This window comes from Citrifermentans bremense (assembly GCF_014218275.1).
Classification (GTDB): Bacteria; Desulfobacterota; Desulfuromonadia; order Geobacterales; family Geobacteraceae; genus Geomonas; species Geomonas pelophila.
Window position 1 is genome coordinate 2,798,641 of sequence record NZ_AP023213.1, and the last position, 26,999, is coordinate 2,825,639.

A 26,999-nucleotide genomic window follows, 5' to 3' on the forward strand; every position below is an offset into this window, starting at 1 on the left:
GTTACCCCGATACCTTGCCAAACGTCTTCCGTGTCATCAGCAGCTTCAAATATTAGCTTATTTTTAAATATTTTGTCGCAAAGTTCGGGATTCGGTCCAAAGAATGGGCCTGCCATCGCCTCTGCCCGCTTCATGCTCAGGGCAAGCCCATCCTGCACCTTCTATCGAACCGAAAAAGGCGGAACAAAAGGTCAACAGCGCAGCTGGCGGTGCTTTACATGGTGTGGCTATTTTGTTAAGATGGCCACCGTTTTATCTCCCACAAAGGTTCCCAAATGTCTGAAATGACGCCCATGATGCGGCAATTCCTTGAGATCAAGGCTGAACACCCCGACGCCATCCTCTTCTTCAGATGCGGCGACTTCTACGAGATGTTTTTGGAGGACGCGGTTAAAGCCTCCCGCATCCTCGGCATCACCCTCACCTCGCGCAACAAGAACGCCGACGGCTCCGAGGTCCCTCTTTGCGGCGTCCCCTATCACTCCTGCGCCCCCTACATCGCAAAGCTCGTCGAGGCAGGGGAAAAGGTCGCCATCTGCGAACAGGCCGAGGACCCGAAGCAGGCCAAGGGGATCGTCAAGCGCGAGGTGGTGAAGGTGATCACTCCCGGCTTGGTCATCGAGGACGCTTCTCTCTCCCCCAAGGAAAACAATTACCTGCTCGCCCTTTGCTGTGACGGCGAGTGCTACGGGCTCTCCTACCTCGACCTCTCCACGGGCGAATTCCGGGTCACGCAACTCGACGGGCTCCAGGCGGCTCTGGCCGAGGTGACCTGCATAGGCCCCCGTGAGATCATCCTCCCGGTCAGTTTCCGTGAGGAACCGAAGCGAAAGGGAGTGGCCCACGTCCTCGTGGACCGCAGCATCACCTACTTCGAGGAATGGGTCTTCGACCCAGACTACTGCAAACGCTTGGTGGCAAACCAGTTCAAGGGGGCTACTGCCGAGTCCCTTGGGTGCGACGGCCTCCCCACCGCCCTTCTCGCCGCCGGCGCCGTGTTGCACTACCTGGTGGACACCCAGAAGGGGCACGCTCCCCATGTCACCGGCATCACCCCGTACAACGAGAGCGAGCATCTGCTGCTGGACGAGTCGACCAGGAGGAACCTGGAGCTGACTGCGACACTCTCAGAGGGAAAGCGCAAGGGATCGCTTTTGGGACTTCTGGACCGTACCGTCACAGCCATGGGAGGGAGAAAGCTCAAACAGTGGATCAACTACCCGCTCATGGACCTGAAGAAGATCCGGCAGCGGCAAGAGGCGATTCAGGAGCTGATGGAGGCCCCCGGGACCCGCGAAACGATCAAGTCTCTCCTGGGCGGGGTCTACGACCTCGAGCGCCTGAACGGCCGCATCAGCCTTGCCTCCGCCTCGGCCAAGGACCTCTCCGCCCTGAGGTCTTCGCTCAGCCGCCTCCCCGCAATTAAGGAGCAGATGGCGTCCTGCGGCGCCCCGCTTATCAAGGAACTGGACGCAGGAGTCGACCCGCTCGACGAACTCTGCGACCTCGTCGCCAGGGCAATCGTGGACGACCCACCCTTCGTCCTTCGCGACGGCGGCATCATCGCGGACGGCTACAACCAGGAACTCGACGAGCTGCGGGCCATCAGCCGCGAGGGTAAAGGGTTCATAGCAAGGCTTGAGGCGCAGGAGAAGGCGCGCACCGGGATCTCTTCGCTCAAGATCCGCTACAACAAGGTCTTCGGCTACTACATCGAGGTGACCAAGGCGAACGTCTCGGCCATCCCTGACGACTACATCAGAAGACAGACCCTCGCCAACGCCGAGCGGTACATCACCCCGGAGTTGAAGGAATACGAGGAGAAGGTGCTCGGAGCCGAGGACCGGATCAAGGACCTGGAGTTCTCACTGTTCCAGGAGGTGCGCGAGGCAGCCGCGGCGCAAGGGGAGAGGATCGCCCGCACCGCCGACCGCTTGGCCTGCCTCGACGTCCTGGTCAGCCTCTCCGAACTCGCCCACGACAAAGGGTACTGCCGTCCCGAGGTGCACGAGGGGAGCGAGCTCAGCATCACGGAGGGGAGGCACCCGGTCATCGAGGACATGCACTCTTCCGAGCGCTTCGTCCCCAACGACACGCTTTTGGACAACGGAGAGAACCAGCTCATCATCATCACCGGCCCGAACATGGCCGGTAAATCGACCTTCATGCGCCAGGTCGCCCTGATCACGCTGATGGCCCAGATGGGGAGCTTCGTCCCGGCGGACAAGGCGCTCATCCCGGTGGTCGACCGCATCTTCACCAGGGTCGGCGCGTCGGACAACCTGGCCCGCGGCCACTCCACCTTCATGGTGGAGATGATGGAGAGCGCCGCCATACTCAGGGGGGCTACGGCCAAGAGCCTGGTCATCCTGGACGAGATCGGCCGCGGCACCTCCACCTTCGACGGCGTCTCCATCGCCTGGGCCGTGGCGGAATTCCTGCACGACAACAAGACGCACGCGGCCAAGACCCTCTTCGCCACCCACTACCACGAACTGACCGAGCTCGCCGTAACCCGCCAGGGAATCAAGAACTTCAACATAGCCGTCAGGGAATGGAACGAGCGCATCATCTTTCTGAGGAAGATCGTTCCAGGCGGCGCCTCGCACTCCTACGGCATCCAGGTCGCCCGACTGGCCGGACTCCCCCAGGCGGTGATCGACCGGGCCAAGGAGATCCTCACCAACCTGGAGAAGGGTGAGTACGGCGAAGGAGGGGTTCCGCGCCTTGCGCGCGGCAAGAAGGTTCCTCCCCCGTCCCCGCAGCTCTCGCTCTTTGGCGGCGGCGACGACCAGATCAGGGAGAGGCTCAAGGATGTCGAAGTGGCGCTACTGACGCCTCTGGAAGCGCTGAATCTCGTGGATGAACTGAAGAGGATGATCTAGACGATGGACAGAAGGGACTTCGTAAAATACCTGGGACTTTCGCTCCCCTACTACCAGTGGCTATCCTGCCGGATGCTGGCGGCACAGGGGTCGCTTCTGCTCACACCTTTTCTCCCGGCGCAAGCCGGCGCTGCCACCGCCGCAGGGCTGGTCCCGGTCACCGAACTGAAGCACTGGTCCACTCCAGACTACACTCGCATCGCCATCACGACAGGGAGCGAACTCCCCTACGAGCATCACAAACTCCCGAACCGCCTCTACCTTGACCTGCAGGGCGCCAAGCTGAACCCGGGGGTGAAAGACCTGAGCATCGGGGACGGCCTTTTGAAAAGCGTGAGGATCGCGCAGTTCCAGGCGTCGACCGTCCGTGTGGTGCTCGACTTGGACAGCATAAAGGACTATAAGGTCTTCACCTTCTCCGACCCATTCCGCATCATCATCGACGTGAAGGGCGACCGACGGCAGGAGATCTCCTCTTCCAAAGAGGTCATCGAGACCGCCCAGCCCGAGCCCAAGCCTGTCGAGAAGCCGAAATCTTCCGGAAAGTTCAAGCCGGGAAAGATCAGGAGAATCGTCATCGATCCGGGTCACGGAGGGCACGACCCGGGCGCCGTCAGCCCCTCAGGCACCCGCGAGAAGGACATAGTGCTCCAGATCGGACTGAAACTGGCGCAAAAGGTGCGGGAGGAACTTGGCATCGATGCGGTGATGACCAGGTCGACGGACGTCTTCCTTGAGTTGCAGGAGAGAACGGCAATCGCCAACAAGGTGGGAGCGGACCTCTTCGTCTCCGTCCATGCCAACGCGTCGCTCAACCGCGGCGCGAACGGCATCGAAACCTATTACCTCAACCTGGCCAAGACAGAGAAGGCGGCGCAACTGGCGGCCAAGGAAAACGGAACCTCACTGGAAAAGGTTAGCATGCTGCAGGCGGTGCTCTTCGACCTGATGGCGAACTACAAGTTGAACGACTCCGCGCACCTGGCCGACGAAGTGCAGAAGGCGCTTTTCAAAAAGGCGCAGACAGGGTACGCGACGGTGAAAAACCTGGGAGTGAAACAAGGCCCCTTCTACGTCCTTGTCGGGGCCACCATGCCGAGCATCCTGGTGGAAACCGCGTTCCTCAGCAACGACCGCGACGAGCAAAAGCTCAAGGAGCCCCAGTATCAAGACCTCACCGCCGACGGGATCCTCTCCGGCATCAAAGGGTACATCACCTCGCTTAACAAGATCCACGCCGGGTAAAGCACCCACCCCGCCTTAATCAGCAGAAGGCGGCAGCACTGCAAACGCAAAAAGGCCGGCATTTAGCCGGCCTTTTTATTTCAGAAATGCCAGGGTCCTTACTGAGCGGCGGCCACCGTAGAACCCACCACCTCGACCCCGAAATCCGCAGCTTCCTTGGGTACGTTGGCGATAGCCACCACGAACCCGATGGGCTGTCCCGGCTTGACGCCGAGATTGGAGAGGGAATCACCGAACTGGTTGTTCATGATCGACTCGAGCTTATCCAAAGGAAGCGTCGTCAGTTGCTCCTTAGAAAGCCTGTTGCCGCAGTACGCAGTTTTCTGCATCAGCATCTTGCCGCTTTTGTCATAAAGGCTCACCCGTACCTGTATCGAGGCTCTTGACTTGCGGAAGGAATTGACTGCCTCGCCGGTCACAACGAACAGCTCCCCAGCCTGTGGGTTCTGGTAGAAGGATGCCTGCGGGTTCCTGATGGTGATTCGCCCTTCCTCGGGGACCTCCATACCGAACCACTTAGCCACGAATCCGATTCCCATCTTGTCCAGTTTCTGAAGCGCGGCGGGGCCGCTTTGCAGCACGTAAAGACCGGCAGCACTCAAGGCCAGCACCACGATGACCGAGATGGCGACGATCGCGATGGTGAACGCGGAGCGCCCTTTACGGCGTGAAATGATGGAGAGCGGAGGGAGCTCATCCTCAGGAAACTCATCGGGCGCCACATCGGGGGGGGCCTCACCAAAGCTGAAGTCAAGCGGCGAAGCAGCCGCCTTTGGGGCTTGTCCCGGGACTGCTGCGGGAGCGGAAGTTGTCGCAGCTTTTGCCTGCCCGACGGCGGCTGAACCGGCGACACCCGCCAATGCAGCTCCGGCTAGAGGAGCGGCTGCCGGCTTGGGAGCGGGTTCGGGCTCAGCGTCTTCATCGAAGGAGAGTTCGCCGAAGCTGAATTCCTCATCCGCCTCTGCAGCGGAAGGGTGCTGGGGTGCAACCGGGGCCGCGGTTTCCTCGAAGGATAGTTCGCCGAAATCCATGGTGGCGGCAGCAACTGCAGGCTTTTCTTCGGCGAGGGCTTCCTCTTGAAACGACAATTCGCCGAAGCCGGGAGTGGCAACAGATGCCGGCGTCTGTTGCTGCGGCAAAGCGGCTTCCTCTTCGAAGGAGAAGTCGCCGAAGTCGAGTGTGCTTTCCGCAGCGGCAGCGCCTTTTCCTTCCTCAAGGGCGGGGGCCTGCTCCTCAAAGGAGAAGTCTCCGAAATCATGCGAGGGCGCAGCGGTTTCCGCTGCTTCTTCTTTGACGGCGCCGGGTGTCTCATCAAAAGAGAACTCGCCGAAGTCTAGCGATTCCGCCGCTGCAGGAGCCTGGGGTTCTTCCTTGGCGGCAGAGGCCGAATCGTCGAAGGAGAACTCGCCGAAGTCGAACGCATCCGCTGCTGCGGGTGCAGCCGGGGTATTCTCCTTGACAAGTGGCGTCTCCTCGTCGAAGGAAAATTCTCCGAAATCAAAGGCATCTGCCGCGGCAGACGATGCCTGTTCTTTTTTGGCCGACGCAGGTTCCTCAGCGAAACTCACCTCGCCGAAGTCCAGGTCACCGCCCGCAGCCTCCTCTTTTGCCGGAGCAGCTGCAGTTTCATCATTGAACTCGAAGTCCCCGAACTCCCCGAACTCTGCCGGCGCGGCTGGCGCAGTAGGCCCTTCAGCAGCAGTCCCACTGTCGAAACTGAGATCACCAAAATCGAGACCGCCGCCCGCGGCGGCTGCAGCTTTCTCGGGCACAAACGTGTCTTGCGTCTGGGCAGGAGATTCTGCGCCCGCCTCGGAAGCGAAATCTAAATCGCCTAAGTCAAAGCCACCAGCCTCAGCTTCCTGCTTAAGTTTGGCACCAACCTCCAGTGCAGCGAGTTCGTTTCCAGCCTCTCCTGCTGCAGGAGCCGGCGCCTCCGGAGCGGCGGCAGCGGCGGGAGCGCCCAGCCCCGAGAGCAGGGCATCGAACTCCGATTCCTCCTGCTTTTGCTCGGCGCCAGCCACAAAGACATGGCGACACTTGGAGCAACGTACCTTCACTCCACCCGGCTTGAGCTTGGAGTCGTCCAGGCGGAACTTGGTGTTGCATTGATCACATTGGAGAATCATTCAGCCCCTCCGATTCGTTTTGAAAAAATCCGGCGCGTGATGCCGCTGACCTGTACGAGCAGAGGTCTTGTGGCGCCGCGGATGAAGTGTAGCCGGTGTAATTAAATGCCGGTGGGACGCTCCATTAATTTTCTCCCGATTTCCTATAGCAGATGGATTTTCCAGTGTCAATTCATTCTGGCCCAGCACCCGCCTTTGTGGTATAAATACCCCGAAATACTAAATCAACTCCGTCTAAAAGAGGTCCGGACATGAAAAAACACCTCACTAAAATATCGCTCCTGCCGAGCCTGCTTCTGATCGCCAATGTGGCCTGGGCAGCCCCGGAACTTTTTGTGGAACAGGGAACCTACAGATTCGGCACCGTCGCGCAAGGCAAGAAGGTACAGCATAGCTTCAAAATCAAAAACAGCGGCGACGCCCCGCTGCAGATAAAGAAGATCGAGGTCTCCTGCGGTTGCACCGCGGCCAAACCCTCCACTTCCGTCATTCAGCCTGGAAAGGGTGCGGAGATAGACGTCGTTTTCGACTCGACCGAATTCGGTGGCAAGGTAGTCAAGAGCGTCACCATGATCACCAATGCCGGCAAGACCCCCTCCTACACCTTCAACCTGGAGGGAACCGTATCCGAAGAGCTTCAGGTAACGCCGCGACAGTTGAGCCTGGGACCGGTGACGCCGGGCGTTGCGAAACTCGTCACCATCAATGTCACCAATAACGGGAATAACAGCATCAGGCTCATCGCCGTCAACGTGAATTCCAACACGCTGCAGATAAAGTCAACCATCGGGAAGAGAGAGTTGAAGCCGGGGGAAACAGGCCAAGTGAATTTGAGCATTCAGGGACGGTCGGAATCGAAGATACTGAGCGGGTACGTGCACATCGTGACCAGCAGTGCCAGAAAAAAAGAGATCACCGTTCCGGTTTATGGCACATTGGCCAAGTAACCTGATATTTTTTTCACTTAAGCCTTGAGTTGCTACAGGAAATGGTGTAATAAGTAGTTCTTTGCCGGGCGGGTAGCTCAGTTGGATAGAGTACTGGCCTCCGAAGCCAGGGGTCATGGGTTCGAATCCCATCTCGCCCACCAACTCTTCATAAAAAACCGTTGCGATTCTGCTGATTCTTTTAAAGGGACTCACAGAAACGCAGCGGTTTTTTCTTTGTGAAACAGGCTAGAACGAAAGCGCCTCGACGAAGACCCTGTCGAAATCGGTGCAATTGGCCAACTCAACGACCTGCACCTGCTCGACCAGTTCGCTCATCTCGCGCCGGACCTCGTGGTTCAGCAGGAAAGCCTCCCCTCCGCTTTTGGCGGTGTTGCCGACGAACCGTATCCGTCCGGCGGTGGCCGCGGGGAGGAGCCCTATGGTGGTGAGGCTCTCAGCCGTCAGGTGAAAGCCGAACGAGCCTGCTATGAGCACCTGCTTGAGTTCCGAGGCAGGGACAGCCGCCTCCCGCAGCAGGAATTCCACCCCCGCCCGTATCGCCCCCTTGGCGAGCTGCACCTGGCGCACATCTTTCTGGCTCAACCAGACGTTGTCAGTGAGGAGGAACACGGGCCTGCCGTCACGTTCCACCAGGCGTTCCGCCAGCTTGGGGGACAGGGCCGGGTGATCGGGTTCGACGAATTTGCCGTTCCTGCCGATCACCTTGTGGGCGACCAACTCGGCGACTATGTCCATAAGCCCGGAGCCGCAGATGCCGACGGCCTCGGTGCCGGCGATGGTCCTGAGCTCCAGGGAACCGTCGGCGCTCACGCTGCAGCGCTCGATCGCCCCCTCCCCCGCCCTCATCCCGTAGCGTATGTTCATCCCCTCGAAGGCCGGCCCCGCCGCGGTAGAGGTAGCCCAGATCTTCCCGTTCCGGCAAAGCGCCATCTCGCCGTTGGTGCCGATGTCGACGAAGAGGACGGTCTCCTCACTCTCGTGCAGCCTTACCGCCTGCAGCCCCGCCGTGATGTCGGCACCGATGTAGCCGGAGATGATCGGCGGGAGGTAGATCAGTCCCTCCGGCGCGATGTCGATTCCGGTCCCTGCCGCAGGTATCCAGGCGGCACAGGCGAGCGTCGAGAGGTAGGGGTATTTCCCCAGTGAAGCGGGATCCACCCCTGCGGCCAAATGCAGCATGCAGGTGTTGCCGCTGAAGATCACCTCGTAGACCCGGTTCCTCCCGATCTCTGCAGCGCTGGCCACTTGGTCGATGAGCCGGTTTATCTCGCCGATGACCCCGCTTCTCAGCTTCTCCAGTCCGCGTGGTTCCGAGCCGATCTTGATGCGCGACAGTACGTCCTGCGCGTGTCGGCTCTGCGGGTTGAGTGCGGAGGCCGCGGCGAGTTCCGATCCCTTGGCGAGATCGACCAGGGAAACCACCAGCGTCGTGGTGCCGATGTCCACCACCACCCCGAAGCTCTCCTTTGCCGTGTCCCCATCCTCCTCCGAGAGGAGGTATCCACCCCCGTAGACCCGGGTCACGCCGCGCTCCGGCATGTATTCCTTGGTTATGTGAGGGGCGAGCTGGACGGTGGCGGACTCCCCCTGGCTCGCGATCTTGAGGTCCCTAAGCGACTGCCCCTCGGCAACCAGGACCGCGATGTCGCCATGCACCTCTGCCGCGCAGGCCAGCACTTGTCCGCGCCCGCGCTCCTCCGGCGACAGTTGGTGCGCTCCCTTCTCGACTACCCTTTCCAGGTCCTGCGGCGGAAGCGTCACCGCGCACTTGCCGCAGACGACCGCACCGTTGCAGGGGGAGTCGATGGTGATCCCGGCTGCGCGCGCGGCCTCCAGAATGGTCGTGCCTGCAGCGACACGCACCGAGGTCCCCTCCGGGAGAAATAGAACCGTCACCATGCCGCGCCTCCTTCCTTCACCGTCTGGGTCATCGCCTGAATGTTGTGAATCGAAGACGAGGTGCTCAGGCCGCAGGCGGGAGAGATGATGTCGATTCCGTCGCGCACGAGGCTCGCAGTCTGGCGCGACACCTTTTCCGGCTCCCCCAGCTCCAGAAGGAAAGTGCTCAGGTTGCCCATGGTGGTGAGTTGCGGGTATTCCTGCTTTAGGAGCTTCAGGTTCACCAAAGCGTCGGTGCTGATGGCGTCGCAGTGCAGCTTGGGGATGGAAGGCTTCACCGCCTTCATCTCGCCGCAGATGTGCACCAGCACCGGGACGCCGGCGGCGTGGATCCCGTCGATGACTTTGTTCAAGTAGGTGACCGCGTAATCCTGGAACAGGCGCGGGCCGAGGATCTCTCCTGTGGCGGTGGGGTCGCCGATGCAGATGGCGGTTGCTCCGCCGTCGACCAAAAGCCGGGCGAACGCGATCAGGAAATCGCTCACATAATCTAGCACGCGGTGGGAATCCTCCCGCTTTTTGTGCAGCTCCTTCAGGAAGGTCATCGGATCGACTATGGACGCGGCGGTGCTGACCGGCCCGGTGATGCTGCCGATGACCGGGACGTCGGGGTTCTTGCAGCTCAGAAGCGCGCCCGCCTCTGCCACCTGCCGGATGCGCCCTGCGTCGAGCATCTTGGTGACGCTGCGGAACTCTACCTCCGCGTTAGACGCGAAGGGTTCCCGGGCGATCTTCGGTTCGCAGGCGAGGGTGCCGAAGTCGATGTCGCTTCCGAGCACCTCGGCCTCCACAGTCATACAGAACGGGATGCCGAAGTTTTCAAAGCCGGTATCGTGCTTAACGTCCGTGGCCAGTTCGGCCATCAGGTCCGAGCGGAAGTGCCCTTCCGGGAGTGTGTGGCCGGTGCGGTTCATCACGTCCACGATGGCCGCGTTCATCATCCCCCCGGTGCAGATGACCGGCGGACGGTCGACCCTCTTCCGGGCCAGTGTGTCGAGCAGCCGTTGTTTAGGGCTGAGGCTCATAGGTTGGTGCTCCTGTTTTGTGCGGTAAATAAATGGTTCTTAGGTCCCCTCCCCCCTCCGGGGGGAGGGGTGCCCTGCTCGCGGACCGAAGCGCCTCAAAGCGCTTGGAAGCTTGAGGGCCGCAGCGCCTCAAGGCGCGAAGGCCCTTACCGTGTCCAGCATGGCGTGGATGTTGGCAAAGGGGGTTTCGGTGGGGAGGCTGCAGCCGGAGGCGACGATGAATCCCTTCGGGTTGTCCTTCGCCTGGGTGATGCAGGATAGGGTTGCCCGGCGCACCGCCTCGGGGGTCCCCTGCAGCATGACCTCGGAGGGGTGCACGTTCCCCATCAGGCGCACCCGGTCGCCCACGGCAGTGCGCGCCTCGGACAGGTCGGCGTCGTTGTCGATGCTGAGACAGTCGGCGCCGGCCTCGACCATGTCCTTCCAGATGCCGGAGGTCTTGCCGCAAATGTGCAGGGTGACCCCCTTGCCGCGACCGTGGATGTAGTCGATGAGCCGCTTCAGGTAGGGTAAGGAGAACTCCCGGAACTGGCGGGGACTGATGACTGACATGGACGACATGGCGTCGGTGAGGCTCGGGGTGCAGCCGGCATCGATGATGGCGCCGGCATAGGCGAGATTGGTCTGAAGCGATATCTCGCACAGGCGATGCACCGACTCCGGCGAGCGCATCATGAGACGCGCGAGCCTGTCCGCCCCCACCAGGAACGACGCATTGGTGAAGGGGCAGGTGACCGCACCTGTTACCGCAACCTCGTTCCCGACGGCGTCCACCGCGCGCCGCATCGCCTCCAGGTGCTGCGGCAGGTAGCCGTCGCGGTTGGGGTCGGCAGGCGCGAGCCGGTCCAGTTCGGCCATGTCGCTTATGGCCGGGGCGGCGAGGAATGCGGTTTCGTCCTCGGGGTAGCTCACCTTGGCTCCCATCGCCTCGGCCTGAGTGTAGAGGTCGGTGAAGATCCTTATGATGTCGTAGCCGAACAGCCTGTAGGCCGAGACCTGCGCCTTGGCGATCAATTCGCCGTTGCCGCGGAATTCCCCCACCTTGACGCCGATCACCCGCGCCGCCGTGTTACCCACGATCGGGACGCAGGGGAGACGATCGACAGGGGCACCGGCGCCGTAGGCCGCGAGACGCTCAAGCGGTGTCATCGTGTCGCGTCGCATCAGGCCGCCGACGATGTGCTGCCGACGAGCGATTTGGCCAGGCGTATGGCGTCAGCGGCGTTCACCGCGTAGCCGTCGGCGCCGATGCGGTCGGCAAAGCCCTGCGAGATGGGGCCGCCCCCCACGATGACCTTGAAGCGGTCCCGGATTCCCTCTTCTTTCAGCTGCCGCACCACGGCCCCCATGCCGTCCATGGTGGTGGTCATCAGGGTGGAGAGGGCGATGATGTTGGCACCGATTTCCTTCGCCGTCGCCACGAACCTGGCCGGCGGGATGTCGCGACCCAAGTCGGTCACCTCGAAGCCGGAGGTCTCCAGCATGATCTTCACCAGGTTTTTGCCGATATCGTGGGTGTCCCCCTCGACCACGCCGATCACCACCTTGTGCTTCTCCGCGGCGCCGTCCGCGCGCAGGTGCGGCTTCAGCACGTCCACCCCTGCATACATGGCATCGGAGCACATGAGGAGCTCGGGTATGAAGTACTCCTCCTCGTCGAAGAGCTCCCCCGCCCGCTCCATCCCGGCTGAAAGCCCCTGCTCGATAGCCTGGTAGGCATTCACCTCGCGGTCGACCACTTCATGGGCGGCGGCGACCGCCTCTTCCTCGTCCATATCTACGACGGCATCCGAGAGCCTTTTGAAGAGCTCCTTCTCGATTTCACCCATTTCCTTTCTCCTTTATAAATCCCCCCTGTCCCCCCTTCGCAAAGGGGGGAACGCGAGTTCTCGTGCAGCGCTTCGTTGCAAACCTGCTTCAGGTTCCCCGGACCCCCCCGAGTGAACCTTTTCCCCTTACCTGTTGACGACGATCGCGCCGAAGAGGTCCTCGGCAAGCCTCAACCCTCCGCGGAACCCTGTGTAGCCGCGGTCGAGCACGGCGCGATTGGCGACGGGGAAGGAAACCGAGAGATGCGGCGCGCCGATCTGCAGCGCCAGCTCGCGCTCAAGGGAGCTACCCACGACGAAGGCGGGGCTGAAGGAGTTGTAGTATTTCTGCCCGGCGGGTTGCGGCCAGACCCGGTTCAGGTGCCCCAGCACCTGGGAGCCATCCGATTCGAAGACAACGTTGGTGGCAAAGCCGCTGGCAAGCTGCCCCACGCGCCCTGCGATCGCAGACTGCTCGCTCTCCTGGACCCGGTCGGTCACCACGGTGAGCGCGGGTAGCCAGCCCAAGTCATCAGCCAGGAACCGGGTCAGCGCCACGGCGTAGTTGGCGTCGCCTACCACGACGGCATAGCGCTGCAGGTCAAGGTCGTTGTAGCAGTCGGTGAGCGGATCAAGGATTTGGTAATACTCCTTCTTCTCACGCGCGATCACCCGCTCCACGAGGCCCTCATCGAGCGAAAGCGCTGCCCCCACCTGGCGCAGGAACTCTTCCGACGCCGAGACTCCGATGGGAAGCGGCGCGGTGACGAAAGGGGTGCCGTGCTTCTCTTCGAAGAGCCGGGCGGCGCCCTGCCCATAGAGGTCGGAGGCGACGATGTTCAGCTCCGCCGAGGCGGCGGCTTGAATCCCCTCCAGCGTGTCGGCGGGGGTGAAGAAGGAGTTCACCTCCAGGCCGATCAGCTCCAGCAGGCGCCGGGCACCCTCCAGGTTCCCACGCCAGAAGGGATCCATGTACGGCACCACACCCCAGAGGTTCACCCTCCCCTTCGCCTTCTCGATTCCCTTGGCCAGGTAGTCCTTGACCAGCGCCTGGAGCACCAGGTCGTACCCCCAGTAGGAATCGCCGCGGAAGCCGCCGGTGGCGGCCCCGATGATTGAAACCCCTTCGCTGCGAAAATCGTTCACCACGGCGAAGATGTCGTCGCCGATCACCTCGGGGACGCAGCCGGTGACAACGACGTACAGCCCGCCGTGCATCACCTTGAGCGTCGAGGCGATCTGCTCGCGCAGACGCTCCTCGCCGCCGAAGACGACTTCGGTCTCACCGATGTTGGAGCTCGGCACAGTGAGGGAGCCGCAGTACCCTCCCACCTGCAGCCCGCTGCCGCCGTTCTGGGTCCAGGCGAAGTTGCCGGCGCACCCCGAGGCGGAATGGAGGATGGGGACTCCCCCCGGCAGCGCGGTGACCGTTGCGGCCGCCCCTCCCAGTGAGCAGAGATAGCGTGCCCTTTCTACGAAATTCTCACTCATTGACGCTCCTCCCGCGGGTGTTGAGATAGGAAAACGGCTCGGCCTGGTACCAGGAGTCGCGGTAGGGAAGCTTCAGGTTCTCCGCCAGGTTCCGGTTGTAGGCCGGGTTGGAGAGCTGGCGGTGCAGGCGGCGCGCTATCTCGTAGACGCCCCGGTAGCCGATGTAGGCAAGCCCGGTGTTATAGATGACGTGGGTGGGTATCCCCAGTTTTGCCGCAGTCATATTGCCGTTGGCGTGCCCCAGAAAGAGATCCGGCTTCAGGCGGTTCAAAAGGTTCGCCTCCTCGAAGGGCTGCACGTTGGCGATGTCGACCACGTAGTCGCTTTTGGCCTCTCGGGCCAGCTTGTCGTATTCCACCTCGGCGAAGTGGTCGTGGTGGAAGGAGCGGATCCCTACCACCTCCAGACCGATCTCCTGGAGCAGTCGCGCAGTCGCCAGCGCCCGGAACTCGCCGGCGCTGACGAAGACCTTCTGCCCCTCGAAGAGCGGCCGGAACTCCTCAAGCGACGCTTTAAGCTCCGCCTCCTCGGAGGCGATCAGGCGCTCGGCCTGCTCCTCGAAACCGAAAACCCTGGCGACGTCGCGGATCCACAGGCTCGTGTTCTCGATGCCGATGGGCATGTGCTTTATGATGGAGGGGACGCCGAAGCGCTCCTCCAGATACCCCAGGAAGTAGTCGTCGTGGGTCGGGCAGGTGCTGATGGAGAGCGCGGCCCGGGTCGCCTTGACGAAGGAGTCGGGATGGGCGAAGACCGGGAAGACGTTCACCTCCAGCCCGAGGCTCTCCAGAAGCCGCTCCAGCTCCTGCTCGTCCACCCGCCCCATGGAGGAGACGTTCATCAGGTTGACGGTCTTAGCCAGGCGCTCCTGCTCCCTCAACACCTCGAACTCGTCCTGCGGCGCGTAATCGGTCACCCCTTTCTCCTCCAGGAGATTGCGGCCGATGGTGTGGTAGACCGCGTCGTAGGCGGTGGCCCAGATCTTGGTCTTGAACCCCTCGCAGTGCACCGGCAGCAGCTTGGCGCTCACCTGCGGCTGCAACCGCTGCGCCACGCCGTCGATGTCGTCGCCGATGATCCCGGGGACGCACCCCGCCACGATGGTGATGCTGGCCGGGCGGTAGCGCCGGTCCGCCTCGATGATGGCGCGGGCCAGCTTGTCCTCGCCGCCGCTGATGACGTCGGTTTCGTCGAGAGCGGTGGAGAGCCAGACGCCGTCCTTGGCCTTGCCCCAGCGCGCGTTGCTTCCCATGCGGACGTTGGCGTTTTGCGAGTGGGTGCAGGAGCCGCAGCCAAGCGCGCTATGCAAGAGGACCACGTTGTCCGGGAGCGAGTTGAGCATGGCGAGGGCGGGAAGGAGCAGGCAGATGGTCCCCTGGGTGAAGCCGCGGTCGCCGTCGTCGATCAGGCAGCCCTTGCCCCCCCTGGCCTTCAGGGCCAGCCCGCAGATGCTGTCGTTGTGGGCGATCACGGCTTTGAGACGGTCCTCGCGCTTGGGCGGGACCTTGTTGTCGAAATAACTCATGGTGCCTCCAGTGGGGCTGCGGCGTTCCACCCCTTCTTGATGTTTATCTAGTTGCGCCAGCGCAAAAGCCTGCGTTCCACGCGTTCGGTGCCCCAGGTGATTATGGTCACCACGATGCTGATGAAGATGATCCCCACCACCACGCGCTGGTAATCGGCGAAGTCGGCGAAGTTCTTCACGTACCAGCCGATGCCGGAGTTGGCGCCGATAAGCTCAGCCGCGGTCAAAAGCACCAGCGAGAAGACCAGCCCCAGCGTGGCCCCGGTGCAGATGTACGGCATGGCCCCGGGGAGGATAACCCTGAATAGCAGGGTCCGCTCCGGGAGGTTCAGCACGCGCGCCGAGTCGATCAGCCCCTTGGGGATGTTGAAGACCCCGTTCACCGTGTTGATGAAGACCGGCCAGAAGGCGCCGATGAAGATGACGAAGATGGACGCGGCCCGAAAGCTCGGCAGGAGCGCGATGGCGTACGGTATGTACACGATGGGCGGGATCGGCCCGAGCACCTTGGTGAAGGGGTGCACCGCGTTGAAGAGCCTGGTGCGCCAGCCGACCACGAGCCCCAGCGGAATACCCGTTGCGAGCGCGATCAGGTAGCCGCTCACCAGGAGAATCAGCGAGTTGACGAGCCCCTTCAACATGTCCGGGAGTTCGGTCACAAAGAGCCGCAGCACCGGTTCCGGCTTGGGGAAGAGCATCTGGTCCAAAAGGACGAACCGGGTCGTAGCCAGGTGCCAGGCGACAAGGACCCCGAAGACGATGGCGGCGACGTCGCCGGCGGCAATACTCCCCTTCCCCGGGCCGGCAAGGCTCACCCGCAGCAGATAGGCGAACTCCAGCGCGCCTGCCACAATCAGCAGGTAGACAGGAACCTCCTCCCCCGGCACCGGCAGGAGCAGCTCCGCCAATAGCAGCAGGAAAACGACGTTAGCTGCGGATATGATCAATCGCTTGGCGAAACCGACCCGCTCCACCCGGGCGCTCGCCGACAGGACAGCTTCCATGGCTTACCTCAGTGCTTGTTTATGTGCAGCGACGGGTCCGGGGCGAGGAAGTCCTTGTTGAGCGCCACCCAGAGTTTCTCCTTGGGTTCGCGCTTGACCAGGGTCGCCAGCGCGCGGGCATAGACGTCCGTGTTCACGTGCGGCTCGATCGGCTCCTTGGATTTCACGTAATCGGCCTTCTTCATGAAGTCCCAGAACTGCACGATCGACTTCTTGTGCGGGTCCGGGCTCACCAGCAGGTGGCCGCCGTAGATGTCCCTGTTGAGATCCGCCTTGTCGATCTGCACGTACTTGGAGACGATGTCGACGGTCTCCTTGCGGTTCCCCTGGTAGAAGCGGTACGCCTTCAAAAGCGCCACCATGAATTTGTCGAAATCGGCCTGGCGCGCCTTTACCGTGGAGGTGAGCGCCACCTGGCGGCAGCAGGTGTGGCTCTTGATGACGTCCCCCGAGTATTTCACCGCCACGAGCCCCTGCTTCTCAGCCATGGTGTAGTAGGGAATCCAGGTGAGTCCGGCGTCGACCGCCCCCTTCTTGACCGCCTCCTGCACCGCCGCCGGGGAGTCGAACTCCTTGATGGTCAGGTCCTTGCGCCAGTCGAGCCCCGCCTCGTGGAGTGCCGCGCGGAAAACCACGTCACCTGTGGCGAGCCGTATGGCGCCGATGGTCGCCCCGCGGTAGTTCTTCAGGTCCTTGAAGCGTGCGGCGTTCTCGGGCTTGGCGATGAGGGCATGCCCCTCCCCCATCTGGCCGCCGAAGAGGGTGAAGTCGGCGCCGTTGGCGATGAAGGAGAGCGGCGCGGAGGTGCCGAATGAGCCGATGTCGAGCTTCCCGGTCTTGATGGCGGTCAGCCCCTCGCCGGAGTTGGTGAAGCGGTAAAGCTGGACATCGAGCCCTTCCTGCTTGAAGAACCCCTTTTCCTGGGCGACGAAGTAAAGAAGGTGACCCGAAGTGGGGAGGTGTCCCACCTTGAGCTTGTGCAGTTCCGCCGCTTGGGCGGAGAGCCCCGAAAGCGCGAGCAACGCCAGGGCGAGGACGAGGGAGATGATGCGTTTCATGGCTTGGCTCCTTGTGCGCCGGTGGGCGCGAAATGGGTTCTAGTTGTTCTTCTTGTAGAAGGCCAGCATCTGCTGGTAGACCTTGTCTTTGGGCTCGCGCTTCAGCACCGAGTCGAGCGCCTGCTTGTAGAGCGTCGTGTTGATGTGACGGTCGATCGGGTAGTCCTGGGTGATGTACCCGGCATCGCGGACGTGCTGCCAGAAGTCCAGGATCCCCTTTCTCAGCGGGTCCGGATGGGAGTCGGCGACACGCTTCACGTAGGTCTCGTTGCGGATGATGTCCTCGTCGATCTTCAGCGCGCGGGTGTAGATCTTCACCGTCTCGTCCGGGTTGGTCTTGTAGAAACGGTAGGCCCGGATCAAGGCGGCTAAGAAACGCCGGTAGGTGTCGGGGTTCGCATTCACCAGTTTGGTCGGAGCGACTATGCGGCAGCAGGTGTAGTCGGGGTAGAACTCCTCGATGTAGTGGGCGACCTTGAGGCCGTGGTTCTTCTCGGCCAGCGAGAAGTGCGGCGGGTAGACGAGCCCGGCATCGACCGCCCCCTTCTTGACCGCCTCGACCACCGCGGCCACGCTGCCGAACTCGACGAAGGAGAGGTCCTTCTTGTAGTCGATCCCGGCCTTTTTGAGCGCACCCTTGAAGATGACGTCGCCGGTGGAGAGCTTGACCAGGCCGATCTTCTTCCCCTTGTAGACCTTCAGGTCCTTGCCGGAGAGTTCCGTCAGCCGCTCGGGGCGGGTGATGATGGCCTGGCCGCCGATCATCATGCCGCCGATGAAGGTGAACTCGCTCCCCTTGCTGATGAAGAGAAGCGGCGCCGTGGTGCCGAAGGTGCCGACGTCGAGCTTGTCCGCCTTGAGCGCCGCCATCCCTTCCGCTGCGCTGCCGAACTGGTAGAGGTCGACGTCTACCCCTTCCTCTTTGAAGAACCCTTTTTCCTTGGCTACGAAATAGAGACCGTGTGCCGGTTCGGGGACGTACCCGACCCTCAGTTTGGGAAGCGAAGCGCCATAGGCGCTGCCGGCCAGCATGGCGATGGTCAGTGCCAGCGCGAAAATCCTTTTCATGGTGTTCCTCCTTTGTCAGTGCGTTTCTTTTTGCCGGTCGGGCAGCAGTCGGGGGGACAGACCGCTTTCCCTGCCAGTTGCTTCAGTACCGGGTCCGGCTCCCCTTCCCCGTCGTTCAGGTCGCCAAGCGCGTCGCAGTAAATCTCGTCGTAGACGTGGTCGGCCAGAAAGCCCCGCGGCATGGCGGGCTGCTGCAGGTCGAGGCGTTTCCAGATCTGGGCGAGGCGCCAGTAGTCCGGGTCGGGGTCGAAGCGAAACTCCTCCCCTTTGCCGGGACGTCTGTGGGGGATCCGCCCCCAGGCGTCGGCGGGGTTATTCTGCAGCAGGACGTGGGCCTTGATGAGCGCAGTTACCACCTTTCCCAGCGTCTCCCGGTCCGGGGCCCCGGCGCCTTCCGCAGCCGCCACCAAGATGCCGCTTCCTTCGCGCTCTAGCCTGGCCGAGGCGTCAACCTCGTCGAGAACCGATGCGGAATGGTCGGTACCCCCTCCGGCGATGATGCGGATGGCAGCGCCCCTGGCAATGGCCTGCAGCGCCTGGTCCGCCGCGAAGCAGCCCGCGTCGAGCTTCCCCTTGCCGAGGGCCGCGAGCCCGCTCGCGCTGTCGGCAAAGCGCACCGGCACGACATCGACCCCCTCGCGTTTGAAGAGCGAGGCCGCGTCGGCCAGCAGGAAGAGCGCGCTCCCTGGCTGGTCCAGGTAGCCGAAGCGGACCGGGGACGCGGCTTCTGCTATGCCGGGCCGAGCCGCAAGGCAAATTGCCAGTAAGACCGCGACGATGCTGGCTAAGGCAAAGGGGCGCATGGTCAAATCGCCTCGCCGGCGCTTTGCACGGTGCGCCCGTGGTTGAGCTTTTCCAGCACGTCGGCGTTCAGCTCGCGTATCAGCTTATGCCTCAGTTCGGCGAAGGCAGGGTCGCTGTAGAGTTCCTGGCGCCGCCGCGGGCGCGGGATGTCTACTTCCAACACGCTCCTGACCGAGCCGGGGTTCACCCCCATGACCACCACCCGGTCGGCGAGCAGGATCGCTTCCTCCACGTCGTGAGTGACGAAGAAGACGGTCTTGCGCTCGGCGGAGTTGTGCTGCCAAAGCTGCAAGAGCAGGTCCTGCAGCCGCGCGCGGGTGATGGCGTCGAGTGCCCCGAAAGGCTCGTCCATGAGCAAAACCGGCGAGTTGATGGCGAAAGCCCGGGCGATGGCGGCGCGCTGCCGCATCCCCCCGGAGAGGGCGCCGGGGAGCTTATGGAAGACGTCGGTCAGCCCCACCATCTCCAGGTAGGCCTGCGCGGTCTCGGCCTGCTCCGCCTTGGAATTCCCCGGAAAGGCCTGGTTCAGCGCCAGGACCACGTTCTGCCCTGTGGTCATCCAGGGGAACAGGCTGTAGTCCTGGAAAACGACGCCGCGGTCGAGTCCGGGGCCGGTTATAGGGCTGCCGTCCAGGGTCAGGCGGCCCGACGACGGCTGCCCGAGCCCAGCCAGGAGCCTCAAAAGCGTGCTCTTGCCACAACCGGAGGGACCCAGCAGGCAGACGAACTCACCGGCATAGGCGGTGAAGTTGATGTCTTCGAAGATGGTCTGGCTTCCGTAGGAAAAAGCGACGTCGTGTAGGGCGATCTCGTGCATGTTCTATCTCCGGCTCAACTGTTGTGACCTGGTCAGGCATCCTCGAAGAGCGCGGTGGAGAGGTAGCGCTCGCCGGTGTCCGGGAGCACCACCACGATCAGCTTTCCCTTGTTCTCCGGGCGCCTCGCGACCTGGCGCGCGGCGAAGGCGGCGGCTCCCGCCGAGATCCCGACCAGGAGCCCTTCTTCCCTGGCGAGCGCCCGCGCCGTCTCGAAAGCCTCCTCGTTCTTCACCTTGTAGATCTCGTCGTAGACGGAAGTGTTTAGGACCCCGGGGACGAATCCCGCGCCTATCCCCTGGAGTTTGTGCGGCGCCGCAGTCCCGCCGGAGAGAACCGGCGAATCGAGCGGCTCCACGGCGATGACCTGTACGCTCGGCTTTTTCTCCTTCAGCACCTCTCCCACGCCGGTGATGGTCCCCCCGGTGCCGACGCCTGCGATGACGATGTCGACCTTGCCCGCGGTGTCCTCCCATATCTCCTCGGCCGTAGTGGCGCGGTGGATGGCGGGGTTGGCGCCGTTATTGAATTGCTGCGGCACGAAGGAGTTTGGGGTGGCTGCGGCAAGCTCGGTCGCTTTCTCGATGGCCCCCTTCATCCCCTTTGCGCCTGGGGTGAGGACCAGCTCGGCGCCGTAGGCCTTCAAGAGGTTGCGTCGCTCGATGCTCATGGTGTCGGGCATGGTCAGGATGAGGCGGTACCCCTTGGCCGCGGCAACGAAGGCCAGCGCGATCCCGGTGTTGCCGCTGGTCGGCTCGATGATCACCGTATCCTTGTCGATGAGCCCCTGCTCCTCGGCCGCCGTGATCATGGCAAAGCCAATGCGGTCTTTTACCGAGCCCCCGGGGTTGAAGGATTCGAGTTTCGCTACCAGATCGGCGTTGCCACCGGACTGGCGCTGGGAAAGGCGGACGAGAGGGGTTCTCCCTATCAGGTCGGTGACACTGTTGGCGATTTTGGACATCTGACAGCCTCCTTATTGGTTGATGAATCTGGTTAAGAGCTTCGAGTTCTGCAGAACGGCCAGGGCCTCCGGCACCGGGAGTTCCAAAACGAACGGGAATATGCGCCGCGAGATCAGGAGGTCGATGGCGCCGGAGCCCAACCGCGAGACGGCAACCCCGCGGCAGTCAGAAATAAGGTCGGCGGTCCGTTCCAGCGGCCCGTCGTCGTGCTCCTGCCCGGCGCAGGCCGGCCGGCTGAAACGGTCCTCCAGGTGCTGCCAGTTCCCCCCGGTGAAGCGGTAGATGCCGAACCTTTCTGCCCGCCCGAAATGCTGGTCGACCACAATCCCGTCACTGCTGGCCACGGCAACCCTGAGCTCCATCACTCCCCCTTGAACTGCAAAAATAAAAAAGGCCAAGGTGGCAACTCCGGTGATGGAAGTTGCAAACCTTGGCCTCCAGTTTGTCTGGTCAACCAATGTCATTGAGTTAGAGCGCGCCCCGATGGGCTCCCGCTGATGTTGGGGCGGAAACGCGCCTGTGCCTGGAGAAGCACCCGGCCAGCGGGCAGAGGAACCTCTCCTAGATCTGGTAGTCGTCCACGAAGACCCTCATCTTTCGGGGGCGCGCGAAGACTTGGTCCCCGACCTTAAGCGCCAGCTTGTCCGCCTCGTCGCGCGGCAGGTCGACCTCGATGCTCCGGTCGCCTTCCGGCAAGGAGAGGTCGACCCGGACCAGCGGCCCCACCGAAAGGAGGTAGCGCACCTCAGCCTTGAGCGCGCCCTCGCTCAACTCCCTTTCGATGGAAATGTCGTGCGAGCGTACGTACCCTACGGCAGGCGCATCGTTGGCCGAGGCGTTTTCCGGAGAGGAGAGCTTGATCCCCCCCATCTGGGCGGTCCCCTCGTGCACCCTTCCCCTAAAGAGGTTGACGTTGCCGAGGAAGTCGTAGACGAACGGCGTGGTCGGGTGGTCGTAGACCTCGGAGGGGGTCCCCTGCTGCTCGATCTTCCCCTGGTTCATGACCACGATCCGGTCGGCGACCTCGAGCGCCTCCTCCTGGTCGTGGGTCACGAAGACGCTGGTGACGTGGATCTCGTCGTGCAGGCGCCTAAGCCACCGCCGCAGCTCCACCCTGACCTTGGCATCGAGCGCGCCGAAGGGCTCGTCCAGAAGCAGCACCTGCGGCTCCACAGCAAGGGCCCGGGCCAGCGCCACGCGCTGCCGCTGCCCCCCCGAGAGCTGGCCCGGATAGCGGTCGGCGAGCTGCTCCAGTTGGATCAGCTTCAGCAGGGAGTGGACCTTGTCTCTTATCTCCTGCTTTCCCGGACGCACCTTCTTGGGCTTCACGGTGAGGCCGAAAGCGATGTTGTCGAACACCGTCATGTGCCGGAAAAGGGCGTAGTGCTGGAAGACGAAGCCTACATTCCGTTCCTTTACCTGCCGGTTGGTGGCCTCCACCCCGTCGAACAGGATCCTGCCGCTGTCTGGTGTCTCCAGCCCGGCGATGATGCGCAAAAGCGAGGTCTTCCCCGATCCGGAAGGGCCTAAAAGCGCCACCAGTTCCCCGGAGGGAACCTTCAGGTTCACGTCGGAAAGTGCGCTAAAGTTGCCGAATTTCTTGCTGACCGCCTCGATATCGATGCTCATGGGACTACCTTTCCTGTTCCGAGACCGTTACGGTCTGTTGCATTTTCCACTCGGCCGCGGTTTTCACGGCAAGGGTCACCAGCGCCAAAAGCGCAAGGAGCGAGGCGACGGCAAAGGCCGCCGCATAGCTGTACTCGTTGTAGAGGATCTCCACCTGGAGCGGGATGGTGTTGGTCGATCCTCGCACGTGCCCGGATACGACAGAGACCGCGCCGAACTCTCCCATGGCCCTCGCGTTGCAGAGGATCACGCCATACAGGATGCCCCACCTGATGTTGGGGAAGGTGACCCGGAAGAAGGTCTGCAGCCCGCTCGCGCCAAGGGTCAGCGCCGCCTCTTCCTCCTCGCGCCCCTGCGCCTCCATGAGAGGGATCAGCTCACGCGCGACGAAGGGGAAGGTGACGAAGACGGTGGCGAGGATGATCCCCGGGACGGCGAAGATGATCTTGATGTTGTGGTCCTGCAGCCAGGGGCCGAGCCACCCCTGCAGCCCGAAGATCAGGACGTAGATCAGACCCGAAACCACCGGGGAGACCGAGAACGGCAGGTCTATCAGCGTGATCAGGAAACTCTTGCCGCGGAAGTTGAACTTGGCGATGGCCCAGGAGGCGACAATCCCGAAGAAGAGGTTCAACGGAACGCAGAAGGCGGCGGTAATCAGGGTGAGGCGGATCGCCGACAGCGTATCCGGCTCCTTGAGCGCTTCGAAATAAGCCTGCCACCCCTTTTCCAGTGCCTGAGCGAAGACCGCCGCCAAAGGGAGCAGCAGGAAAAGGGCGAGGAAGCCAAGGGCCACCGTCACCAGCAAGTAGCGCACCCACGCCGGCTCATCGGTGCTCCTTCCTCCCCTTTCTTTTTGTTTTTTCACTACCCTGCCCACCTGCATCTTCTTCCCTCCCGAGGCAAAGCCCCTATTCGGCGAAACGTCTGCTCCACTTCTGCAAAAGGTTGATGCAAAGAAGCATCAGAAACGACACCACGAGCATCACGGTCGCGATGGCGGTAGCGCCGGTGTAATCGTACTGCTCCAGCTTGGTGATGATGAGCAGCGGCGTGATCTCGGAGACCATCGGCATGTTGCCGGCAATGAAGATGATGGAGCCGTACTCCCCCACGGCACGGGCAAAGGAAAGGGCGAACCCGGTAAGGATGGCCGGAAGCATGGTCGGCAACAGCACCCTGCGGAAGGTCTGCCAGCGGCTGGCTCCCAGGCAGGAGGCCGCCTCCTCTATCTCCTGATCCAGCTCTTCCAGGACCGGCTGGACCGTGCGGACCACAAAGGGAAGCCCGATGAAGATCATGGCAACGACGATGCCCAGCGGGGTGAAGGCTATCTTGATGCCGCGCGGCTCCAGGTAGCGCCCGAGCCAGCCGTTGGACGAGTAGATGCTCGCCAGGGTGATGCCTGCGACCGCCGTGGGAAGGGCGAAGGGAAGATCGACCAGTGCGTCGATCAGCTTCTTGCCGGGGAAACGGTAGCGCACCAGCACCCAGGCGACCAGCACCCCGAAAAATGCGTTGACGACAGCGGCAGCGAGCGAAGCCCCGAAGGTGACGCGATAGGAAGCAAGCACGCGCGGCCCGCTCACGGCAGCTACGAAGTCTGCCCACGAAAGGGTTGCGGTCTTGAAGAGGAGTGCGGAAAGAGGAATGAGGACGATGAGGCTCAGGTAGAAGACGGTGTACCCGAGCGCCGGGGTGAAACCGGGTAGTACGTTATTTTTCCCGCTTGACCAGGACATGTCCCCTCCTACGCCTGCACAACAAACTTTTTAGTCCATCGGTTTTGTAGGATGTTCTTTACCACCATAGTCGCCACCATGTCAACACAAAACAAACTTTTTTGGTAAAGAAATCCTTTTTTCAATTTACACCACTTCGCTGTAGTTCACTGAAACGTCCGAAGCAACGGGCAGCCGAGATCAGGGCGTCTATGTTGGCGGGGGGCGTATCGATGGGAAGTCCGCAGCCAAGACCGAGGATGTACCCCCTCGGGTTGCCCCGCCCTTTGTCAAGACATTCCATGGCGTTGGCGGTGACGTCGTCGGGGGTGCCGAGATACATGGAGGCGGTGGGACGGATGTTCCCCAGAAGCGCAACCCGGTCCCCCACCTCGGCTTTCGCGTCAGCCAGGTCGACAGCATCGTCCAGACTCAGCACCGAAGCGCCGGTTTCGACCATCTCCGGCCAGATCCTGGTAGTGTTGCCGCAGATATGCAGCGCCGGCGCGGCGCCGCAGCCGGCCTTGACCGCAGCGCAGACCTCCGTGAGATAGGGAAGCGCGAATTGCCTGAAGAGCGCCGGGGAGATCAGCGTCCCCGAGGCGGTCGGGTCGGCGAGCACGATCCTCGCCCCCCGCTGCAGCGCCGCCCTGGCGAAACGGATGATGCTGTCGGTCGACAGCCGCAAAAGTCGGTGCGCGAATGCCTGGTTCTTGCGCAGATCGCGCAGGAAAAGCTCGGTCCCCCGGATGCCCGCCGCCGTAGTGAATGGGCCGGCACAGGTCATGCCGAGCGGCACCAGGTCCCCCACCTCCTTCAGCACCAGCTCCGCCGCCTCCAGAAAGAGCGGCAGCCGCCCGTCCCGCTCGGGGTCGGCGACCTTCAGGGCATCGAGCTCCTTCTCCCCGGTCACCACATTCTCCACGATGTACGGGGTACTGTCGGGAAAGGCAACCCTGCTCCCTATCGCCTCCGCCACCCCGGTCAATCCCGGGCCGGTGTTCACGTTGTCCGCGCCGTACCGGCGCCACGCCGCGATCTGCCCCTTGGCGACAAGCTGCGCTGAGTTGTTGTACTCCCCAACGGTGACCCCGATGAGCCGCGCGGCATGGTCGCTGATCAGGAGGTTGACCGGAATCCGGTCGTACGGCTGCCCCGTCAAGGCGGCTATGGTGCGCTCGCGCGAAGACATGCTCTCCTTGAAGCTGGAATCATCCATTGCCTGCCTCCACCGTGCAGCCGCCGATGAGTCCGATGGCGTCGGCCCGGCACTGCTGGCAACCGCGGAACTGCGCGATGATCCCTTCATGGGCCGAGCGGACACTCTCCAGGTACTGCTGGGTCGGGCGGTCGACGCCGGCAAGCTCAGCCTGCGGGATGATCGGCATGACGTTCATGACGTAGCCCCCGCTCTCGCGCACCTTCTCAGCGATAGGGGAAATCTGCGAGTCGTTGATCCCCGGGATCAGCACCGTGTTCACCTTTACCAGGAGTCCCTGTTCGGCGGCGAGGCGGACCCCCTCGAACTGGTTGTGGATCAGGATGGCGGCTCCCTCCTCTCCGCAATAGCGCTGGCCACGGTACCTGACTTCTTTGTAGATTTTCGCGCCTACCTCTGCGTCGACCGCGTTAATCGTGATGGTGATGCTGTGCAGGTCGACCGTGGCGAGGTCGGCTATCCGGTCCCGGAGTACGAGCCCGTTGGTGCTCAGGCAAAAGATCAGTTCTGGAAATTCTGCCTTGACCAGCCTGAAGGTCTCGAAGCTCTCTTCGTTGGCGAGCGGGTCTCCCGGGCCGGCGATACCGACCACCTTGATAACCGACGAGAGCGCGGGGTCCGCCATGGCGCTGCGCACCTGTTCAAGCCCCTCCTTGGGCGTCAGCAGCCGGCTGGCGACGCCGGGACGCGATTCGTTGGCACAGTCGTGCCTTCTGTCGCAATAGCGGCAGGCGATGTTGCAGCGCGCAGCGACCGCGAGATGGATGCGCCCGTTTCTGTGGCGGTTTGCTCCGAAGCAGGGATGACCGTGGACCACCCGCTCCCTGTTGCCTGCTCTCATCTTTTTTCTCCTTGCGGTCCGTCATCCTTAGATGTTCGCGGCCCGCCCCCTGACCTCACCGGTCTGCATGGCGAGTAGCGCGTCGGCCCACTTGAAGGCCCAGGCATGCAGCGCCTTTTCCTCCAGCGGCTCGGGGACCCTGGATTCGGTGTGCTCGTAGATCTTCTGCGCGAGCCCCTGGTACACCTTGGCCTGCTCGGAATCGATGAAAGCCTCGATGGTCGTCTTTCCCTGCAGCTCCGCCTGCGTCACGGTCACCGAGCGGGGGACGTACTCGATCACCCTGGTCTTCGTCTGCTCTACGAAGTCGTCGACGATCTCCTTTGCGTACTCCGTGTTGATGGAGTTGGCGATCACCCCGCCCAGCAAAGCGCCGCCGTTGTCCGAGTATTTCTTGATCCCCTTGAAGAGGTTGTTGGCCGCGTAGATGGCCATGAAGTCGGAGGAGGAGACGGTGAAGACGTGCTCCGCGATCCCCTCCCTGACCGGGACCGCGAACCCGCCGCAGACCACGTCGCCCAGAACGTCGTACACCACCACGTCCAGGTCGAGTTCCTCGAACACCCTGAGCTGCTTCAACAGCTCCACCGAAGTGATGATGCCGCGCCCGGCGCAGCCGACCCCTGGGGCGGGCCCCCCCGCCTCCACGCAATAGATCCCGTTGAACCCCTCGAAGATGACTTCGTTCGCTTTCACGTTCTTCTTCTCGCGCAGCGTGTCGAGAATGGTGGGGATGTAGCCGCCGCCGCGCAGCGTGGTGGTAGAGTCGCTCTTGGGATCGCACCCTATCTGCATCACCTTGAGCCCCATGGTGGAAAGCGCTGCCGTTAGGTTCGAGGTGGTGGTGGACTTGCCGATGCCGCCTTTTCCGTAGATGGCGATTGTTTTTACCTTCTTGCGAGACATTCGAAGCTCCTT

General features: G+C 62.5%; 23 protein-coding genes and 1 tRNA gene. 4 read left to right on the forward strand and 20 right to left on the reverse strand.

Annotated features, from left to right (window positions below):
• Positions 1–275 precede the first annotated feature (275 nt).
• Both mutS and GEOBRER4_RS12275 read left to right on the forward strand, forming a co-directional pair.
• Complete coding sequence (gene mutS, locus GEOBRER4_RS12270) at positions 276–2,885, forward strand: DNA mismatch repair protein MutS (protein WP_185242535.1); 2,610 nt, start codon at positions 276–278, stop codon at positions 2,883–2,885.
• A gap of 3 nt (positions 2,886–2,888) precedes the next feature.
• On the forward strand, positions 2,889–4,130 hold the full coding sequence (locus GEOBRER4_RS12275) for an N-acetylmuramoyl-L-alanine amidase (protein ID WP_185242536.1): 1,242 nt from the start codon (positions 2,889–2,891) through the stop codon (positions 4,128–4,130).
• Positions 4,131–4,228: 98 nt separating this feature from the next.
• Here GEOBRER4_RS12275 and GEOBRER4_RS12280 read toward each other — a convergent pair whose 3' ends face one another.
• Entirely contained in the window at positions 4,229–6,259 is a 2,031-nt protein-coding gene (locus GEOBRER4_RS12280) for a DUF3426 domain-containing protein (protein ID WP_185242537.1), read from the reverse strand.
• Between the two features lie 251 nt (positions 6,260–6,510).
• Here GEOBRER4_RS12280 and GEOBRER4_RS12285 point away from each other — a divergent pair, with 251 nt between their 5' ends.
• Both GEOBRER4_RS12285 and GEOBRER4_RS12290 read left to right on the forward strand, forming a co-directional pair.
• Positions 6,511–7,206 (forward strand): DUF1573 domain-containing protein, encoded by a 696-nt coding sequence (locus GEOBRER4_RS12285; protein WP_185242538.1) that lies wholly within the window; start codon positions 6,511–6,513, stop codon positions 7,204–7,206.
• A 66-nt stretch (positions 7,207–7,272) separates the two neighbouring features.
• A tRNA-Arg gene (locus tag GEOBRER4_RS12290) sits at positions 7,273–7,349 on the forward strand.
• An 85-nt stretch (positions 7,350–7,434) separates the two neighbouring features.
• Here the strand turns inward: GEOBRER4_RS12290 and GEOBRER4_RS12295 are convergent.
• From GEOBRER4_RS12295 to nifH, 19 genes are all read right to left on the reverse strand, one after another.
• Positions 7,435–9,108: an ASKHA domain-containing protein gene (locus GEOBRER4_RS12295; protein WP_185242539.1), complete on the reverse strand. Its 1,674-nt coding sequence runs from the start codon at positions 9,106–9,108 to the stop codon at positions 7,435–7,437.
• Positions 9,102–10,133, reverse strand: coding sequence for a uroporphyrinogen decarboxylase family protein (locus GEOBRER4_RS12300; protein ID WP_185242540.1), 1,032 nt, complete (start codon positions 10,131–10,133; stop codon positions 9,102–9,104). The genes GEOBRER4_RS12295 and GEOBRER4_RS12300 overlap by 7 nt, the downstream gene beginning before the upstream one ends.
• 129 nt (positions 10,134–10,262) lie before the next feature.
• Entirely contained in the window at positions 10,263–11,297 is a 1,035-nt protein-coding gene (locus GEOBRER4_RS12305) for a uroporphyrinogen decarboxylase family protein (RefSeq protein WP_185242541.1), read from the reverse strand.
• Complete coding sequence (locus GEOBRER4_RS12310; RefSeq protein ID WP_185242542.1) at positions 11,297–11,962, reverse strand: corrinoid protein; 666 nt, start codon at positions 11,960–11,962, stop codon at positions 11,297–11,299. The genes GEOBRER4_RS12305 and GEOBRER4_RS12310 overlap by 1 nt, the downstream gene beginning before the upstream one ends.
• Positions 11,963–12,088: 126 nt before the next feature.
• Positions 12,089–13,432 (reverse strand): nitrogenase component 1, encoded by a 1,344-nt coding sequence (locus GEOBRER4_RS12315; RefSeq protein WP_185242543.1) that lies wholly within the window; start codon positions 13,430–13,432, stop codon positions 12,089–12,091.
• Positions 13,425–14,957 (reverse strand): nitrogenase component 1, encoded by a 1,533-nt coding sequence (locus tag GEOBRER4_RS12320; RefSeq protein ID WP_185242544.1) that lies wholly within the window; start codon positions 14,955–14,957, stop codon positions 13,425–13,427. The genes GEOBRER4_RS12315 and GEOBRER4_RS12320 overlap by 8 nt, the downstream gene beginning before the upstream one ends.
• Before the next feature lie 47 nt (positions 14,958–15,004).
• Positions 15,005–15,961, reverse strand: coding sequence for an ABC transporter permease (locus GEOBRER4_RS12325; RefSeq protein WP_185242545.1), 957 nt, complete (start codon positions 15,959–15,961; stop codon positions 15,005–15,007).
• A gap of 8 nt (positions 15,962–15,969) precedes the next feature.
• Positions 15,970–17,019: an ABC transporter substrate-binding protein gene (locus tag GEOBRER4_RS12330; protein ID WP_185242546.1), complete on the reverse strand. Its 1,050-nt coding sequence runs from the start codon at positions 17,017–17,019 to the stop codon at positions 15,970–15,972.
• 39 nt (positions 17,020–17,058) lie between these two features.
• Positions 17,059–18,087, reverse strand: a complete 1,029-nt coding sequence (locus GEOBRER4_RS12335) for an ABC transporter substrate-binding protein (protein WP_185242547.1) — start codon at positions 18,085–18,087, stop codon at positions 17,059–17,061.
• Positions 18,084–18,890: an ABC transporter substrate-binding protein gene (locus GEOBRER4_RS12340; RefSeq protein WP_185242548.1), complete on the reverse strand. Its 807-nt coding sequence runs from the start codon at positions 18,888–18,890 to the stop codon at positions 18,084–18,086. The genes GEOBRER4_RS12335 and GEOBRER4_RS12340 overlap by 4 nt, the downstream gene beginning before the upstream one ends.
• A gap of 2 nt (positions 18,891–18,892) precedes the next feature.
• Positions 18,893–19,708: an ABC transporter ATP-binding protein gene (locus tag GEOBRER4_RS12345; RefSeq protein ID WP_185242549.1), complete on the reverse strand. Its 816-nt coding sequence runs from the start codon at positions 19,706–19,708 to the stop codon at positions 18,893–18,895.
• Between the two features lie 32 nt (positions 19,709–19,740).
• A complete protein-coding gene (gene cysK / locus GEOBRER4_RS12350; RefSeq protein ID WP_185242550.1) occupies positions 19,741–20,670 on the reverse strand; it encodes a cysteine synthase A in 930 nt (309 codons plus the stop codon).
• A 12-nt stretch (positions 20,671–20,682) separates the two neighbouring features.
• A complete protein-coding gene (locus GEOBRER4_RS12355; protein ID WP_185242551.1) occupies positions 20,683–21,033 on the reverse strand; it encodes a NifB/NifX family molybdenum-iron cluster-binding protein in 351 nt (116 codons plus the stop codon).
• A 199-nt stretch (positions 21,034–21,232) separates the two neighbouring features.
• Positions 21,233–22,300: a sulfate/molybdate ABC transporter ATP-binding protein gene (locus GEOBRER4_RS12360; RefSeq protein ID WP_185242552.1), complete on the reverse strand. Its 1,068-nt coding sequence runs from the start codon at positions 22,298–22,300 to the stop codon at positions 21,233–21,235.
• Between the two features lie 4 nt (positions 22,301–22,304).
• Positions 22,305–23,186, reverse strand: coding sequence for a sulfate ABC transporter permease subunit CysW (gene cysW / locus GEOBRER4_RS12365; protein ID WP_185242553.1), 882 nt, complete (start codon positions 23,184–23,186; stop codon positions 22,305–22,307).
• 25 nt (positions 23,187–23,211) lie between these two features.
• The gene (gene cysT / locus GEOBRER4_RS12370; protein WP_185242554.1) at positions 23,212–24,042 is read right to left on the reverse strand and encodes a sulfate ABC transporter permease subunit CysT; all 831 of its coding nucleotides are present in this window, start codon (positions 24,040–24,042) and stop codon (positions 23,212–23,214) included.
• A 121-nt stretch (positions 24,043–24,163) separates the two neighbouring features.
• Positions 24,164–25,240, reverse strand: a complete 1,077-nt coding sequence (locus GEOBRER4_RS12375) for a uroporphyrinogen decarboxylase family protein (protein ID WP_185242555.1) — start codon at positions 25,238–25,240, stop codon at positions 24,164–24,166.
• The gene (locus tag GEOBRER4_RS12380) at positions 25,233–26,081 is read right to left on the reverse strand and encodes a radical SAM protein (protein WP_185242556.1); all 849 of its coding nucleotides are present in this window, start codon (positions 26,079–26,081) and stop codon (positions 25,233–25,235) included. Before GEOBRER4_RS12380 ends, GEOBRER4_RS12375 begins: the two co-directional genes overlap by 8 nt.
• 27 nt (positions 26,082–26,108) lie before the next feature.
• A complete protein-coding gene (gene nifH / locus GEOBRER4_RS12385; protein ID WP_185242557.1) occupies positions 26,109–26,987 on the reverse strand; it encodes a nitrogenase iron protein in 879 nt (292 codons plus the stop codon).
• Between the last annotated feature and the right edge of the window lie 12 nt (positions 26,988–26,999).